This window comes from Ruegeria sp. (genome assembly GCF_965221235.1).
Classification (GTDB): domain Bacteria; phylum Pseudomonadota; class Alphaproteobacteria; order Rhodobacterales; family Rhodobacteraceae; genus Ruegeria.
Map to the genome: position 1 here is coordinate 181,347 of NZ_CBDCRS010000005.1, position 15,337 is coordinate 196,683.

12 protein-coding genes and 1 pseudogene are annotated in these 15,337 nt (G+C 55.0%); 5 read left to right on the plus strand and 8 right to left on the minus strand.

The features are described 5' to 3' along the window. Positions 1–7: 7 nt before the first annotated feature. From rfbD to rfbC, 3 genes are read right to left on the minus strand one after another with little or no spacing between them, the layout of a single operon-like run. Positions 8–859, minus strand: coding sequence for a dTDP-4-dehydrorhamnose reductase (rfbD, locus tag ACOQOY_RS21485; RefSeq protein WP_420587423.1), 852 nt, complete (start codon positions 857–859; stop codon positions 8–10). Next, positions 856–1,896 (minus strand): dTDP-glucose 4,6-dehydratase, encoded by a 1,041-nt coding sequence (rfbB, locus tag ACOQOY_RS21490; protein WP_420587424.1) that lies wholly within the window; start codon positions 1,894–1,896, stop codon positions 856–858. Before rfbB ends, rfbD begins: the two co-directional genes overlap by 4 nt. Continuing rightward, complete coding sequence (gene rfbC / locus ACOQOY_RS21495; RefSeq protein WP_420587425.1) at positions 1,893–2,453, minus strand: dTDP-4-dehydrorhamnose 3,5-epimerase; 561 nt, start codon at positions 2,451–2,453, stop codon at positions 1,893–1,895. The genes rfbB and rfbC overlap by 4 nt, the downstream gene beginning before the upstream one ends. 392 nt (positions 2,454–2,845) lie before the next feature. On the opposite strand from rfbC, the gene ACOQOY_RS21500 reads away from it, so the two are divergent. Next, a complete protein-coding gene (locus ACOQOY_RS21500; protein WP_420587426.1) occupies positions 2,846–4,084 on the plus strand; it encodes an arylsulfotransferase family protein in 1,239 nt (412 codons plus the stop codon). Here ACOQOY_RS21500 and ACOQOY_RS21505 read toward each other — a convergent pair. After that, positions 4,069–4,758, minus strand: coding sequence for a class I SAM-dependent methyltransferase (locus ACOQOY_RS21505; RefSeq protein ID WP_420587427.1), 690 nt, complete (start codon positions 4,756–4,758; stop codon positions 4,069–4,071). The two genes, ACOQOY_RS21500 and ACOQOY_RS21505, sit on opposite strands and share 16 nt — an antisense overlap. Positions 4,759–5,075: 317 nt before the next feature. Here ACOQOY_RS21505 and ACOQOY_RS21510 point away from each other — a divergent pair, with 317 nt between their 5' ends. Continuing rightward, complete coding sequence (locus ACOQOY_RS21510; protein ID WP_420587428.1) at positions 5,076–5,402, plus strand: hypothetical protein; 327 nt, start codon at positions 5,076–5,078, stop codon at positions 5,400–5,402. 18 nt (positions 5,403–5,420) lie between these two features. After that, positions 5,421–6,485 carry an arylsulfotransferase family protein gene (locus ACOQOY_RS21515; protein ID WP_420587429.1) on the plus strand — a complete coding sequence of 355 codons (1,065 nt, stop codon included), beginning with the start codon at positions 5,421–5,423 and terminating at the stop codon, positions 6,483–6,485. Here ACOQOY_RS21515 and ACOQOY_RS21520 read toward each other — a convergent pair. The 4 genes from ACOQOY_RS21520 to ACOQOY_RS21535 all read right to left on the minus strand — a co-directional run bounded on the left by ACOQOY_RS21520 (position 6,437) and on the right by ACOQOY_RS21535 (position 12,145). After that, a protein-coding gene (locus tag ACOQOY_RS21520) for an IS5 family transposase (protein WP_420583776.1) occupies positions 6,437–7,194 on the minus strand; the annotation gives its coding sequence in 2 pieces (ribosomal slippage) (positions 6,437–6,858 and positions 6,858–7,194; 759 coding nt in all). The genes ACOQOY_RS21515 and ACOQOY_RS21520 overlap by 49 nt on opposite strands. A 115-nt stretch (positions 7,195–7,309) precedes the next feature. Beyond that, positions 7,310–8,803, minus strand: coding sequence for a sulfotransferase (locus tag ACOQOY_RS21525; protein WP_420587430.1), 1,494 nt, complete (start codon positions 8,801–8,803; stop codon positions 7,310–7,312). Then, the gene (locus tag ACOQOY_RS21530; RefSeq protein WP_420587431.1) at positions 8,800–9,012 is read right to left on the minus strand and encodes a hypothetical protein; all 213 of its coding nucleotides are present in this window, start codon (positions 9,010–9,012) and stop codon (positions 8,800–8,802) included. The genes ACOQOY_RS21525 and ACOQOY_RS21530 overlap by 4 nt, the downstream gene beginning before the upstream one ends. A 478-nt stretch (positions 9,013–9,490) precedes the next feature. Further along, a complete protein-coding gene (locus tag ACOQOY_RS21535) occupies positions 9,491–12,145 on the minus strand; it encodes an AMP-binding protein (RefSeq protein ID WP_420587432.1) in 2,655 nt (884 codons plus the stop codon). 1,382 nt (positions 12,146–13,527) lie between these two features. Here ACOQOY_RS21535 and ACOQOY_RS21540 point away from each other — a divergent pair. Both ACOQOY_RS21540 and dctP read left to right on the plus strand, forming a co-directional pair. Further along, a pseudogene (locus tag ACOQOY_RS21540) lies at positions 13,528–14,240 on the plus strand (IS5 family transposase). 65 nt (positions 14,241–14,305) lie between these two features. Then, positions 14,306–15,304, plus strand: coding sequence for a TRAP transporter substrate-binding protein DctP (gene dctP, locus ACOQOY_RS21545; RefSeq protein ID WP_420587433.1), 999 nt, complete (start codon positions 14,306–14,308; stop codon positions 15,302–15,304). Positions 15,305–15,337 lie beyond the last annotated feature (33 nt).

Here is a 15,337-nt window from a genome sequence, read left to right on the forward strand (position 1 = left end):
ACCGTAGTCAGTGCGTGGTTTTCAGGTCGCTGACAATATCGCTCAACCCCTGTTGCCAGTCTGGACGCGTGATGCCGAAGGTTGTCTCCAACGTGCTGCAATCCAGCCGCGAATTCAGCGGTCGCTGAGCGGGGGTGGGATAGTCCGCAGAGGGGATATCCTGCACCTGACATTCGATCCCGGCCTCTGTAAAAATCGCGCGCGCGAACCCGGCCCAGCTGACATTCGGAGCACCGCCAAAGTGATAGACACCAGCCTTGCCCGCATCTTCGGCCAATTGCCGCGCCATGGTCAGGCACGCCGCCGCGATGTCCCGCGCCGGTGTCGGGCCGCCGATCTGATCGGCCACGATGGACAGCCGGTCCCGCTCAACACCCAGCCGCAGCATTGTTTTGACAAAGTTATTGCCATGGGCTGACACCACCCAGGACGTCCGCAAGATGCCGTAAGCTCCTCCGGCACTGGCAATCCCTTGCTCACCCGCCAGTTTGGAGCGGCCATACGCCCCCAGCGGACCGGTCGCATCGTCGGGTTTCCATGGGGCTTCGCCCGACCCGTCAAACACGTAATCCGTTGAAATTGAGACGAACGGGATGCCCAATGCCGCACATTCCCGCGCCATTGCGGCGGGGGCGTCCGCGTTGATCACGTTGGCCAACGTTTCTTCGTCCTCGGCCTGATCAACGGCTGTATAGGCAGCGGCGTTGATCACCGCTGTTGGGGAAGCCGCGCGAATGGCGGCAGCACAGGATTGAGGCTGCGCCAGATCCGCCTGAAACCGGTCAAGGCACGTGACACCCGCGTGCACCGCAAGCTCTTGCGCTACTTGTCCGGTCCGGCCAAAGACGAGAATGGTCATGCCTTTGTTCCCAGCCGTTCGCCGACGCCCTCGCGGTTTTGCAGCGCCTGCCACCAGCTTTCATTGTCCAGATACCAGCGGACGGTGCGCTCCAACCCTTCTTCGACGCTGACCGAGGGTCGCCAGCCCAGCTCATCCCGGATACGGGTGGGGTCAATGGCATAGCGCGCATCATGGCCGGGCCGGTCCGTGACAAAAGTGATCAGGTCCGCATACGGCTCTGCACCCGGGCGCAGGCGGTCCAGAATCCCGCAAAGCATCTGCACCAGTTGCAGGTTCGAACATTCATTCTCACCACCAATGTTGTAGCTACGGCCGAGCTCACCCTTCTGAGCCACCAGCAGCAGCGCTTCGGCGTGATCTTCTACGAACAACCAGTCCCGCACGTTCGAGCCATCGCCGTAAATCGGCAGCGGCTTGCCCGCGAGCGCGTTCAGGATAATGACCGGGATCAGCTTTTCCGGAAAATGGTAGGGACCGTAATTGTTTGAACAATTCGTCAGCACCACCGGCAACCCATAGGTCTCGCCCCAGGCGCGCACCAGATGGTCACTGGCGGCTTTGCTGGCGGAATAGGGTGAGCGCGGATCATAGGGCGTTTCTTCCGTAAACTGCCCGATTGGCCCAAGTGAGCCATAGACCTCATCCGTCGAAATGTGGTGGAACCGGAAGCTGTCTGGTCGTCCTTGTCTGTCCCAATACACTCGGGCAGCCTCAAGCAGGTTATAAGTTCCGGTCACGTTGGTTTCGACAAAAGCGCCGGGCCCGTCGATGGACCGGTCCACATGGCTTTCGGCGGCCAAGTGCATGATGACGTCAGGCGCATGGTCAGCCAACGCCTGATCCAGCGCAGGGCGATCGCGGATATCGGCTTTCAAGAAATTGTAATTGGGATCATTCGCCACCTCGGCCACATTTTCGAGGCACGCTGCATATGTCAGCGCATCCAGATTGACCACCTGGTGCCCGTCCCGGATCGCCCGCCGAACAACAGCCGAGCCAATGAAACCCGCGCCACCCGTTACCAGAATTTTCACGAAATGCTCTCCCATTCAAACGGGCTGTTAAATTCGGCCAATGCCGGTGCTACCTTGTCCTTGTCCGACAGCACCGGGTCGCTCGTCAGCCCCCAATCCACACCGCAACTGTCCCAGCGGACTGCGCCGTCACAGTCCGGCGCGTAATAATCGGTGCATTTGTAACAAATCTCGGTATCCGCTTCTCGCGTGACAAAGCCATGCAGAAAGCCCTTTGGCACCAAAAGCTGTTTTCCGTTCTGCGCACTCAGTTCAACGCCCAGCCATTGGCCAAAGGTGGGCGAGCCCTTGCGGATATCGACCACTACGTCAAAGAACGCACCCTGCCCGCAGCGCACCAGCTTGTCCTGAGCATGCGGCGGCGACTGATAATGCAGACCCCGCAATGTGCCGACGCTGGTTGAAACCGAATGATTGTCCTGCACAAAATCCAGATCGATCCCATGCGTCTGCATGGTCTTGCGGTTCCAGCTTTCCGAAAAAAAGCCTCGCTCATCGCCAAACCGCTGTGGCGTCAGGATCAGGATGCCCGGCAGGGCGGTTTCTTCAATCTGCATATGGTCAAAACCCGAATTGGCGCCGGAGCGTCTTAGCAACTGATGATGAGCGTGTCACAGAGCGGATGTAAAGAAGCCGGATCATTCTGTGACCGTTTAAGAATCTGCTTGTTTGGGGAAATTGTACTGAATTTGGAAACGCCGCGAAACGAAGGGCCAGGCTTTCTATCAAGGTGGATTTCCGCGCATCTTTTAACATTGCTCGTTCATTTGGTCGGCGACTGAGTTCAAGGCCAGATACGCTTTCGATATTAGAGTTGCAATGGATGACGTCTTTGGTCACGCTGATCAGCGATGACGCGTTCTGGGAAAGCTATAGTTTAATGAAATTTTCGGATTTCATGCGAAAAATGGATTTATCGTTTTTAGCCTTCGCAGTCTGCGGGCTGATATTGGCATTCATATTGGGCGTTACGTTCGGCCACTTCCGGCTTCCACCGCAACCACAGTTAGAAGTCGGGATAAAAACGCTCAAGACCGTGCGCAAAGAAGGGTTGGCCATGCTGGGCATCCGCCCGGTTCAGCATATGGAGGCGATGACCTTCCCCCAGGACCACGTGGCGCGGATTGACGCTAATAATATGCAGCCCGGTGTCACGATGCTGGTCAGCGTTTTTGATGGCAGGTTGACCGCGCGGCTTTATGGGATGGACGGGGCCGTCCTGCACGAATGGCCAGTCGATTTCTTTGAATTGGCGCAGGGGAACGCGGCGCACAGGTTTCATGCTCTGATCCATGGCGCGCAGCTTTTGCCCAACGGGGACCTGCTGGCCAATCTGGACGGGCAAGGCACCTACCGGATTTCGCCCTGCGGCGAGGTGATCTGGAAAAACGACAGCCGCGCGCATCATGCGCTGACGCTGGATGGCTCGGGCGGGTTCTGGGTGCCGATATATGTAGACAAATACACGGCCGATACGCTGGTGCCTTATGGCGATGGCTATCATTTCGACGCCATTGCCCGGTTCGATCTGGAAACCGGCCAGCAAACGGATTTTGTCGATCTCGTTCAGGTGCTGACCGATAACGGACTCGAAGGCATGATGGCCATTCGGCAAACGCCGGATGACGTGGCCCATTTGAACGACGTCGATATCCTGAGTTCAGAGATGGCGGATGCTTTCCCAGATTTTGATGCCGGTGATCTGCTGTTGAGTTTTCGGAAATTCAACCAGATTTGGGTTCTGGATGGGGAAAGCCATCAGCTGAAATGGTATATCACCGGGCCGATGATCGGCCAGCATGACCCCGATTTCCAATCGGACGGAACCATCACGCTGTTTGACAACCGCTCGGGCGGGAAACCCGATGCGGCATACGGGTTTCGTGGCAACCGGGGCGGCAGCCGGATATTGCGGATCGATCCTGTCTCACGTGATGTAACCACGGTGTTTGACGGATCGGGGGAAGAGGCGTTCTACTCTCTGTACCGCGGCAAGCATCAGATCCTTGAGAACGGCAATATCCTGTTGGCCGAAACCGATCGCGGCCGCGCGTTTGAAGTCACGCCTGATGGCAATGTCGTCTGGGAAGTCATCAACGGGTATGACGACGAGGCGGTTTTCTGGATGATGGATGCCCTGCGCTATCCCTTGTCTTATGGGGATTTCGTCGATCAGGGCTGTTCCTGAGGCCTGCTGCTGTTCGGCAATCTCTCTGACGGGTTACGACGCACCCGGATGAAGTATTGCAGGTAGATAAAATTCTTCAGTAAGCCCATGGTCAACCAGTTCACCAACCGCTTGCGCCGCCCGTAGAACTGACCCTCTATATGTTCCAGCTCAAGCCCGGTTCCAGTCATCAGCTGTATCGCCGTATCCCGCACGAACCATCGCAAATGTGTGCGGTCCAGAATGCCCTTTTCCGTATACTCAAAGCGCCCCTTGAACACCAAAGGGATTACCAGCCTGTGGTTTCTGGCATTTGGAATGCTCGCCACGATCACACCGCCGGGCTTGAGCATGGCGTGGCAGGCCTCGATCACAGACCAGGGATCAGTCAGATGCTCAAGAACATCCAGACACAGAATGACATCGAAGACCCCCTGCTCGGCCTCGATCCGTTGCAATAGCGCCGGGTCCTCAAGATTGCCGGAATACGCCGCGTCTACGCTGGCATGTTTTGCGTCCGCAACCAGATCAACGACAACATATCGCTCGGCCTTGTCCACCTCTTTGAGATACCCTGCCGAGGCGCCGATACCCCCGCCAATGTCCAGAACCGCATTTCGGCCATCCGGCACAAGATCAAGGACATCCTTGCGCACCAAGGCGTGATAATCGTCACGGACATCTGTGTTTTTCATTTTTATCAACAAGTTACCGGCTAAAACGAGAAAACCATACCCCCGCGGCCTGAGGAAAACAATACTCGTGGCCCGAACCCCCGTCAGAAGGTCGAATCCCCTTGCTTTCAGCCGCTAATTGCCGGGCGTGCGGCCGGATTGTTCGCTATATCGACAGAGGCTCTATCATCCAATCCGGGTACTTGTGTTCCCGGCCACTCTCGTCAGTAGAAAATCTGAGCCAATTCCTGCTCAATCCGTACATATCAACGCTGTACACTGAGGGAAATCGACAGTTTTCGGTTATACGGCGGTCAAGGTGAATGGGAGCTTTCGACATGAAAGACAAACTTTCACTTGGGTTCTTCTTTGCTGCCTGCGCAATAGCGATGTTTCTGATCGGCGTTTTTACGGCGCGGTACCACTTGCCTCCTTACAGATATATCGTCTCTGCGATTTCCGAAGTGAAGACCGCATTTGCCTATCATCAAGAGCGGCTGGGATGGCAGTATTTCAGGTATGACGATGCACCCGAAACACCCGATACCTTGCATGCTCCGAACCTGCGCGCTCTGGGCGCGACCCTGGTTTCAGGGTTCAGTTCGGATCCGGACATCCATCAGGTCAGGATCGTCGATGCCCATGGGGACATCATTCAGGAATGAGCGCTGAGATGGGATGATTTGTGGCCAGATACCCCGACCCACATCCCGAAACCTGTTCTGAACCGCAAACAGCACCACCTGCACGGTATAGCGCTGCTCGAGGATGGGGACATCGTATTTAACTTCACCGAGCTGGCCACGCTCAGGGTCGACCCCTGCGGGCAGGTTGTCTGGCGGCTTGACCGCCGCGGCCACCACTCAGTCGACGTCAGTTCCGACGGATCGCTTTGGATACCTAGCCTTGTGACCCATTATGAGCCCGTGGAAAGCCTGCCCAACCACGCCCCCCCGTTCGAAGAGTTCTGGGTGATGCACGTGTCCGCAAGTGGCGAGGTTATTGATGAGTTTTCGTTGAACCAGGCCCTGATAGACAATGGCTATTCCGGTCTGCTTTACGGATCAACGCTTGACGAATTCCGCCCCATCGTGTCCCGCGACACGCTTCACCTGAACGATGTTGAGGTCTTTGATATCGACATGAAAGAAGGCGTCGCGCAACATGGCGACATTCTTGTGTCGCTGCGCAATATCAACTCGATCATTCTGATGGACCCCACAGATCGGCGCATCAAATTCATTTCAACCGGTCGGGTTATGCGCCAGCACGACGCCGATTTTGTCGACGGAAACACGATCTCGGTATTTAACAACAACAACCTGTTGCCGGAATGGCTGGACAATGCCTCGGGTCAGCGGGGTGTTCAGAACCAAAGCAGTTCAGTCGATACGATATCGCTGGTATCCGGCGACATCCTGCACTCAATCGCGGATGCAGGCGGCGAAGCATTCTTTACCGACGTTATGGGCATGCATCAGCGTTTGGACAATGGCAACCTGCTGGTCGCCGAAGCGCGAGCGGGGCGTGTTCTGGAACGATCACCCGACGGTCGAACGGTTTGGGAGTATTACAATCTGATCGAAGACAATCTTTTGGGCGGAGTCACTTATGCCGAGCGGCTGGACCCTAAATTTGACGGTCATCTGTTTGAAACCGCGCGGCAAAACTGTTCGGAAAAACTAGGGTCTGTTGACAATCAGCGTGCGGCGACGAGCATAGCGCAGAGGTGCCAGTTAGCAGCGTAACTGATGTCGGTCTTGTCGTATCGCGTTGCTATACCTCTGAATTCCTTGATCTTTGCGAAGTAATTTTCAATCAGATGACGCCACTTGTACATGTGGGTATCGTAGTCTCTCAGCATTTTTCGGTTCGATTTTGGCGGGATAACAGCAGTAGCGCCGCGCTCATCAAGGTCTTTCAGAAGCCAATCAGAATCGAAGGCTTTGTCGGCCAGCAAAGCTCCGAAGGAGACATCCTGGATCAGGGGAGCAACTCCTTTCATGTCGTGTGCTTGCCCCGGTAGAAGCAGAAAACGGAACAAGTTGCCGAGCGCATCGACCAGGGCCACAATCTTGGTCGTCAGCCCGCCGCGAGAGCGTCCGATGGCTTGATGCTGAGTCCCCCTTTTGCGCCCGACGCCTTCTGATGGACTTGCACAATTGTTCCGTCGATCAGAGCGTATTCGAGGTCGGGCTCTCTGCTTATAGCATTGAAAAGACTCTCAAACACACCGGCTTTGGCCCATCGACGAAAGCGTTTGAAAACCGAATTCCAGTTACCGAAATCCTTGGGTAGGTCACGCCATGGCGCGCCTGTTCGTACGCGCCAAAGTACCGCTTCCATGAACCGTCGATTATCCTGACCCGTCGCCCCCGGGTCACCGGCCTTGCCGGGCAGGAGCAGCGCCATCTTCTCCCAAAGATCATCCGAAATCACAAAACGGTTTTCGTCCATTCAAACCTCCATTTTGGAAACTTGAATCAGAGTTCAGACAAATTGTGAATCCCAAATGTCAACAGACCCTAGCTCAGCAATGATAATTTTCCGGGTTTTTGCGGGGCAGCACCTGTCACATGGCGATCTTCGCTTGTCCTAACTGCGCGTAATCCTGCACCGCCGCGTAGAGGTCCTGCGCTTGCTGCAAACGCTCGGGCGTAAAAGCCTCGGTCTCAGTCACATCGGGTTGGGAATGGAAATAGGAAGGAAAATCCTGATCTCCTGCCGACAGGCCAAGGTTTTTATACAAAGCCATCATCGTGGCCTGTGGCGTGCTGCGCAGATCGTCCTGTAGAACGAAAATACAACTCTCTTTGTACCTGAGAATTTCCTGAAAGGCGCATGTCCAGTAATCCAGCCAATAATCGGGCTGGTGCGCGTCAAGCGCCCCCTGGCTCAGATCTGGAAACAGGAAGGGTTTGTGCAGGTTGCCAAACTCGTAATGGCCGATATCCGCCATGTAACGGGTCACAAAGCTGTCGTCGTTCTGGAGTGAGCTAAAATTCAAATGTTGCCGCAAAAGCGACATGGCGTGGCATTCCGGTCGCCGGATCGGTACAACAATTCGACAATCGGGAAACGCTTTCAGTAGATAGGGAATGCGGGCGATATTGGCGTTATTCTTCGAGCAATAGCGGGTTTTCGACTGTGTGCCCGGCGGCGCCTGTACGTTGCGCGCGCGGATAATGCTGGCCATGTGATCGTGCAAAAACCGGTTCGCCTGCGGCACCTGATCCTCGGCTTTCCATAAGGGGATCGTGGCCCCTGTGTAGTTCTGCGGCCAGAACATTTTCCAGACGACCTCTTCCAGCGCCTCTGCGCTGTTCAGGTCGATCTGCATACCGTCGCCATGGGCTCGCGCCTGTCGTCGAACACTGCGCTTTTGACCGCCCGCCAATTTGTTCCACATAACCGGAGCCGTCACAAACGGCATGTCCCGATAGATATGCGTGGCAATCTCGGGCGCGTCGTGCAGCGCATTCAAAACTGCCGTTGTTCCGCCGCGTGCCAGAGACGTCACAAAGATCGGCTGCGAGATTGCGGGCCGAGACGATTTTGCCGTCAAACCACCCTCAACTCGCGCGGCAAATTTAAGAATGGCCGGGCTGGCAAAGGCAAAATTGTGAACAAACTGGTCAACGGGCGAATACAGAGGATCTTTGGTCTGTTGAGGTGCGACAGGTTTGCGGAGCCGACCGGCCCCTTTGACCACGACAATGGCCAGAACAGACACGATGACGATGTAGTCCACCCGCAGCATGACATCCAGCACTGCGCCGCCCGCCACGAAACCGACCCGATCCGCAAGCCAGATCGGCAACCCAGCAAGGGCCAGCGCCAGTGCGATGCGCCATGCGATATTGCCGCCCCCGATCAACAGCCGAATACCCGCCTGCCGCGCAGCGCGTTCCTTTTCCCGATCCGAAAGCTGATTGTCGAACAGGGACGACACCCCTGTCAGGCTTGCCGTGATGACGGTCCGGGCGACACCCGCTATGTTCGTCCACCACAGCGCGCAGATAAAACCCGCGACCGCAAAAAGTGAAACAAGAACGGCCTGCATCATTGGGCCGCGTCGGACCCACTGCCTTCGTCAGCTTGATCTTTCGACCCGCGCAGTAACCGTTTCAGGGGAAACCATAGCAATCCTACGAACAGAAACAGAACACCTAGCAAAACGGCGACGGTCACTGCGATTGCCCCCAACCCAGCACCGGGGCCGATATAAGCATGCGCCGGATCAGGCAGCATCATAAGCAGGGCTGCTACAAACACTGCCAACCTGCTGTACGGTTCATATTTATTCCACAATTTCATTTGCGTACATTCTCCCAACACTCACACTCAAAACTCTTCGACTTTGTCGAAACACATTAATTACGTCATGGGCGATAGCCAAAAGGCGACGCGTAACCTTGAAACTAAACCGAATTCAGCAAAATTTGCAGAGCCAAAAGTTTATTCACCCAAGTTTTCGGAATAATACCATCAAAAGCTGCTGATTGTCGTCATTGCCTGAACTTGGACGCTCATATCAGCAGAATGCCGCATCTGACACGCCGCAATACCCCCAAGGAAAGAAGGCGTGCTTTCAATACTGTTCGCACTTTTGCACAGGGGAACGGGTCAGGCTTAGAGGCTTCCTCGGGCATTTCCCACGGCCGATAGTTTGCCAACACAGCGCGGCAATCGACGCCGGTACGCTCGGCGAAAAATAGAGCGCCATGTGGATCTTCTTTCTCCAGACAGCGGCTCAGCGCGAATTTGGGCCGAACGAAGTCGCGCGCTCTGTTTTACGCTCTCTCTTGCCAACAGATGGTGACGCCGAGCCAAGATACCGCAACAACCGGTTCAGGACCGGTTCCAGCTTTTGCGTAACTAGCTGCGCCGAGCCCGCAATCATTACCGAGCCAAGCAGGGTTGCCACAAACATGGACGTGTTTGACCACCGTTCATCCGGCGGTCCTTGACCAAAGCGCTGAACGACGGCCAGCACAAATGGATGAAAGAGGTATATGAACAGGGTCAAGCTGGCCAGGTAAGTGGTGGCAGAGGCCACCACAGGTTTCAGATGCACTTTGAAACCAAACAGAATGCCGATCGAACCAATCGAAATGAACATCAATGCCAGGGGCGCCGCGTCATGCCAATGTGTCGCCAGCAAAGCGACGACAACGAAGGACAGCACTATCTTGCTGTCTTTTGTGGTCGCAAAAAACAGGCACCATCCCAACGCCGCCAGCTGGAAGGCTCCGATTGTGTGACGCAGCCTGTGTGCGGCCTCTACATCCATCACCCCTGCGTATTCAAAGGCAAGTGATGCGCTGATCAGGATGACTGCTCCGCCGGCAAGAGGAGAGCCCGATGCCCATTTGCGAACCTTTGGTATGAGGAACGGGATACATGCCAGAACAACAACCTGAACCAGGGCCGAGATGTACCAATAGAAGTTGATCTTTGTGCGTTCGTTGCCGGTTTCGTCGTAGTTGCCCAACAGAAACCACCAGTCAGCCTTGACCGGGGTCCAGGTAAAATGCACGAAGATGAGGATCAGGTAATACCAGATCAGCACCTTGCCGACCGACCGCAGTGCGACGCGCAGCACCTCACCCTTGAACAAGGACGCACTTTGGAATCTGGCAATGGAATAACCGCTGAGAACAAGCAGGAAATACGCCCCACCGCCCAGATAAAACCGGGTCGAATGATTGGCCAGAATTGCAACAATTGCCGCGATCCGAAACAGCAGTTCCATCGGCACGACGCGGGTTGTCGGGCCGTCAGCAGGCCTTTCGTCGTTCTCAAGCCGAAGCAGGTCTCTGATCGGTATGCGCTCCCAACCTTCTGGAACATCGCGGCCTGAGTTGCTCAGGAACAGCTCCACCTCAAGATAGGCCAGACTGTCACCGCCGTAGTCACTGAAAGATTGCGACAGATCAATGTGTTCTACCCCAAGCGCCTGCCGCAAAACGGAAAGGAGATCGTCGGATTTTCCGGCCGGGGCAGCAGGTTGCGCCGCCGCCATCTCCCGAAGGGATCGATAGTCTACTTTTCCCGATGGCAGGGTTGGAACCTGATCCAGGTAGGAAACTTTCACCTGATTGGTCCCAAGCTTGAACTTTTCTTTCAGGTCAGTTTCCAGAGAGCCCATGATCGGGATCCCGACCACAAACACCGCCAGCAAATCATCCGTGCCACTACAATAGCCAGTGACTTGATTACGCCGCAGATAGGCTTCTATTTCATCGAGGTTGAGTCTGAGCCCGTTCGGTTTGATAAAACGGGACTTGCGCCCGACGATCCTAAAAAGGCCGCTTGCGGTCAGTTCCGCAATATCGCCAGTGTTGAGCGCTGAAAGCTGATGCGCATTGCGCAGATCATCGCGTGTTGTTGCATACCCCATCATGACATTGGGGCCGCGATAGACCAATTCACCGGGAATACCGGCCTGGGAAATTGTGTTGCGGTCTTCGTCCACGATCGTCAGCTCTCCGCCCGGGATCGCCTGTCCAATCGTGTCGATATCATCCAGTGACGCATCGACCGGAACATAGGATATGCGTGGGGACGCTTCGGTCTGCCCGTACATCGGTACAAAGTCCCAACCTTCGCGATCAGAAACCGTCTTGAAGGCACGGGCGACGTTTTTGGGGACCTTCCCCCTCACTTGTAGCACCATGCGCAAGCTCGGCAATTGATCTCTGCTAAAGCCCGACTTCTCAAGCAGTTCCACCTGCAAAGGCACCAGTGGCAGAACCGACACTCGCCATTGCCGGGCCAATTCCCAGAATTCAGTTGCTGTCGTTGGATGGTCCGCCAGGACGAATGTACCGCCAACGGCCAACTGCGTATTAAGCACTGACATGCCGTATGAATAGAACCACGGCAGAGAAGATATCCCGGTATCCTCAGCCGTCAGAGACAGGTAGGACACAATCGCTCCGGTATTCGAGCTGATGTTCTTTTCCGACAAGCGCACCAACTTGGCCGAGCCAGTGGTCCCGGATGTCGACAACAAAATCCGAAGCTCCGGGGACATCTCGACAGGTCGTGTGCAAGCGACCTCTTTCTCAAGGTCACGGCCGTTGCACCGGACAATCAAGTTGGGTTCAAAAGCCTGCCGCACCCCGGCCAGGAACGCTGCGCGACCCGGCTCGGTCAGAATGACTGGCCAGTTTTGCCGCAATGCGCCCAGATAGGCAACGATCGCCATTGGCTGATTGGATGCTTCAAGCAGGACAAGAGGCCGCTCCATCCCAACCGAGCGTTTCGTTTCGGTGGCCCAGTTATCAGCCCGGCGCGCCAGATCCTGATAGGTAATACGCTCAGCACCGTGAACAAGGGCGGTTTTTGCGCCAAAGGATTCCAGCTCAGTCCAAAAACACAATTCACGCCGTGCGCCGGTCATAAAACGCAAACCTCGAAATCAAAATGTACAGCGAGGTCAAAAATTCAGCAGCGACCCGCGACGTACCGAACAGCTCGGTTCCGAGCGATAAGTCCGGAAAAAACAATGCAATGTTAAACTAGCGTTAACTTACGCTTTCACTGCTGTCACTGAATCCGTCACTTTTCCAGTTGTTTCACGCACAATCAAAAAGTCAGCGCGACAGTGTTTCACTTTGGCAAACAATTTGAGGCGAGCTCATCCCACCTTAAGGTCAGAGGCTGTACCAATTGGCAGCACAAGCGATCAAATGGACTCCCCTGGGCTTTGGGGTCCCGATGCCAAAGAGCCGGACGCGCTGATTGCCAACCTTGTGCTCGAAGAAGTTCTGGTGCGCTCAGCGAGATTGGCCTGCCGCAGCCCACATCCGCACCGAACCAAAAGCTCTGCCGGATTTCATAGCCAGTTACGCGATCAGTGTAGTGGCATCTTTTAGGCTTGTGGGGCGAGTCGTGGGGTCTGGGAGCTGAAGGCTGCCGACATCGTGCGACCCCAGCCATACAAAGCACCAAGAAAACCGGGCCAAGAACTCACCCGCCGCGGCCCATGATCTGAGGAACTTCCCCGCGTCAGTCGGCATGCGTCAGGAAAGAGGTGTGACAGCCAGCCTCGCTATCATGTTCCGTTTAATACAATTTATTGATGCCAGGCGTTGAGGTAATTCAATCCGGGCGCTTTCACTCAGGTTTTTCTCATCATTCCTGTCATTGTGAAGCGCCGCAAGTGAATCAGTATATCTTGCGGTCCGCAGGTTAATCATAGACGGTCGTTAAGCAGACTTAATGAGGAAATACGGGAAAGGTCGGTGTATGGTCGCTTCAACCATTTTGCCAAGGGGCACTTGGGCGGATGCGCAAAGATACTACAAATTATGCGCTAATTTACAATTCAGGAATGCGCAGAGGCCTTTAAATGAGTGTTGAGGAGAAATTGCCTAGACACGACTACGACACTCAACAAAGCTTTAGTGCAAACTTTAGCTGCCGGGGGTAATATCAGCGTTGTCTTTCTGAGCGCCAAATGATGCAAAAGTTCACAATGAATTTTTTGGATTTTGGATACGATCTGATCTATAGAGGCCGAACCTGCCTCTCGAAGGAGATTACTTGATCAACGTCGATACACTTCTTTTGCCGCTCAGCACGTGGACATTTGTGTTGTGAGACCTTTGAATATCCACTGGGCGAGAAGTTAAGTTACCGTCGAATCAGAAACCAACGAGGAAGCTAGGGTCTGTTGACATTTGGGATTCACAATTTGTCTGAACTCTGATTCAAGTTTCCAAAATGGAGGTTTGAATGGACGAAAACCGTTTTGTGATTTCGGATGATCTTTGGGAGAAGATGGCGCTGCTCCTGCCCGGCAAGGCCGGTGACCCGGGGGCGACGGGTCAGGATAATCGACGGTTCATGGAAGCGGTACTTTGGCGCGTACGAACAGGCGCGCCATGGCGTGACCTACCCAAGGATTTCGGTAACTGGAATTCGGTTTTCAAACGCTTTCGTCGATGGGCCAAAGCCGGTGTGTTTGAGAGTCTTTTCAATGCTATAAGCAGAGAGCCCGACCTCGAATACGCTCTGATCGACGGAACAATTGTGCAAGTCCATCAGAAGGCGTCGGGCGCAAAAGGGGGACTCAGCATCAAGCCATCGGACGCTCTCGCGGCGGGCTGACGACCAAGATTGTGGCCCTGGTCGATGCGCTCGGCAACTTGTTCCGTTTTCTGCTTCTACCGGGGCAAGCACACGACATGAAAGGAGTTGCTCCCCTGATCCAGGATGTCTCCTTCGGAGCTTTGCTGGCCGACAAAGCCTTCGATTCTGATTGGCTTCTGAAAGACCTTGATGAGCGCGGCGCTACTGCTGTTATCCCGCCAAAATCGAACCGAAAAATGCTGAGAGACTACGATACCCACATGTACAAGTGGCGTCATCTGATTGAAAATTACTTCGCAAAGATCAAGGAATTCAGAGGTATAGCAACGCGATACGACAAGACCGACATCAGTTACGCTGCTAACTGGCACCTCTGCGCTATGCTCGTCGCCGCACGCTGATTGTCAACAGACCCTAGTCATATAGCTCCGAAGAACAACAGCCTTCACAACATGGAGAAGTACCTATGAAGACCCTTCTGAAAACCGTCGCCGCCAGCGCGCTTGCCCTGCAGCTTGCTGCACCTGCTTTCGCCGAAGACATGAAGCTTCGCTTCGCAGGCGTGTTCCCGATTGATCACCAGGGCACCAAAATGATGGAACAGGTTGCGGCCGATGTGGCAGCAGCAGATGTTGGCCTGACCATCGAAGTTTTCCCGGCGAACCAGCTGGGTTCCGGTGAAGCTCTGTTCGAAGACGTTGCCCGCGGTAACATCGACCTGGCGGCGGCGTTCATCTATGCCGACACCGACCCGCGCCTGGAATTCCTGTCGATGCCCTTCCTGCTGAGCGGCTGGGACGAAATGGACAGCGTTGCGCGGAACATGGACTCCGAGTTCAACACGATCCTGCAAGAGATCACCGATGAGTACGGCGTGCGCGTGATGGCTCAGAACCCCGAAGGGTTTGTCGGCATCGTGGCCACGCAGAAGCCCGACAACTGGAACAACTTTGACGACAAAGGCGTTAACATTCGCGTTTGGTCCTCGCCGGTCATCAAGTCCATGGTAGAGTCCCTGGGCTATCAAGCCACCACCATGGCTTGGGGCGACATCTTCCCTGCGCTTCAGTCCGGCATCGTCGATGGCGCCATCTGCTGCACCAAGACAGCAACCTACTCGATCTTCGCCAAGTCCGATGTCGGCAAATACTTCGTCGAGTATAATTCGGCCATCGAACTGACGACTTACTACGCCTCGCAGCGTACCCTGGATAAGTTGAACGATGAGCAAGTCGCGGCACTCGAAGCTGCCATGACCAAAGCATCCAACGATTTCTTCCAGTACAACCGTGACAACGACGCGGCCTTTGGTGAGAAGCTGGTTGAAAGCGGCTATGAAATCCTCACGCTGAGCCCTGAAGAGCAGGCTGCAATGGCCGCGCACGTTCAGGAGAACGTCTGGCCGAAAATGTCCGCAAATGTTGGTCAGGACGTCATCGACCGCCTGCTGGCAAGCAAAAACTAAGACCCATATGAATCAGGAGGGGCCGGCTGCACA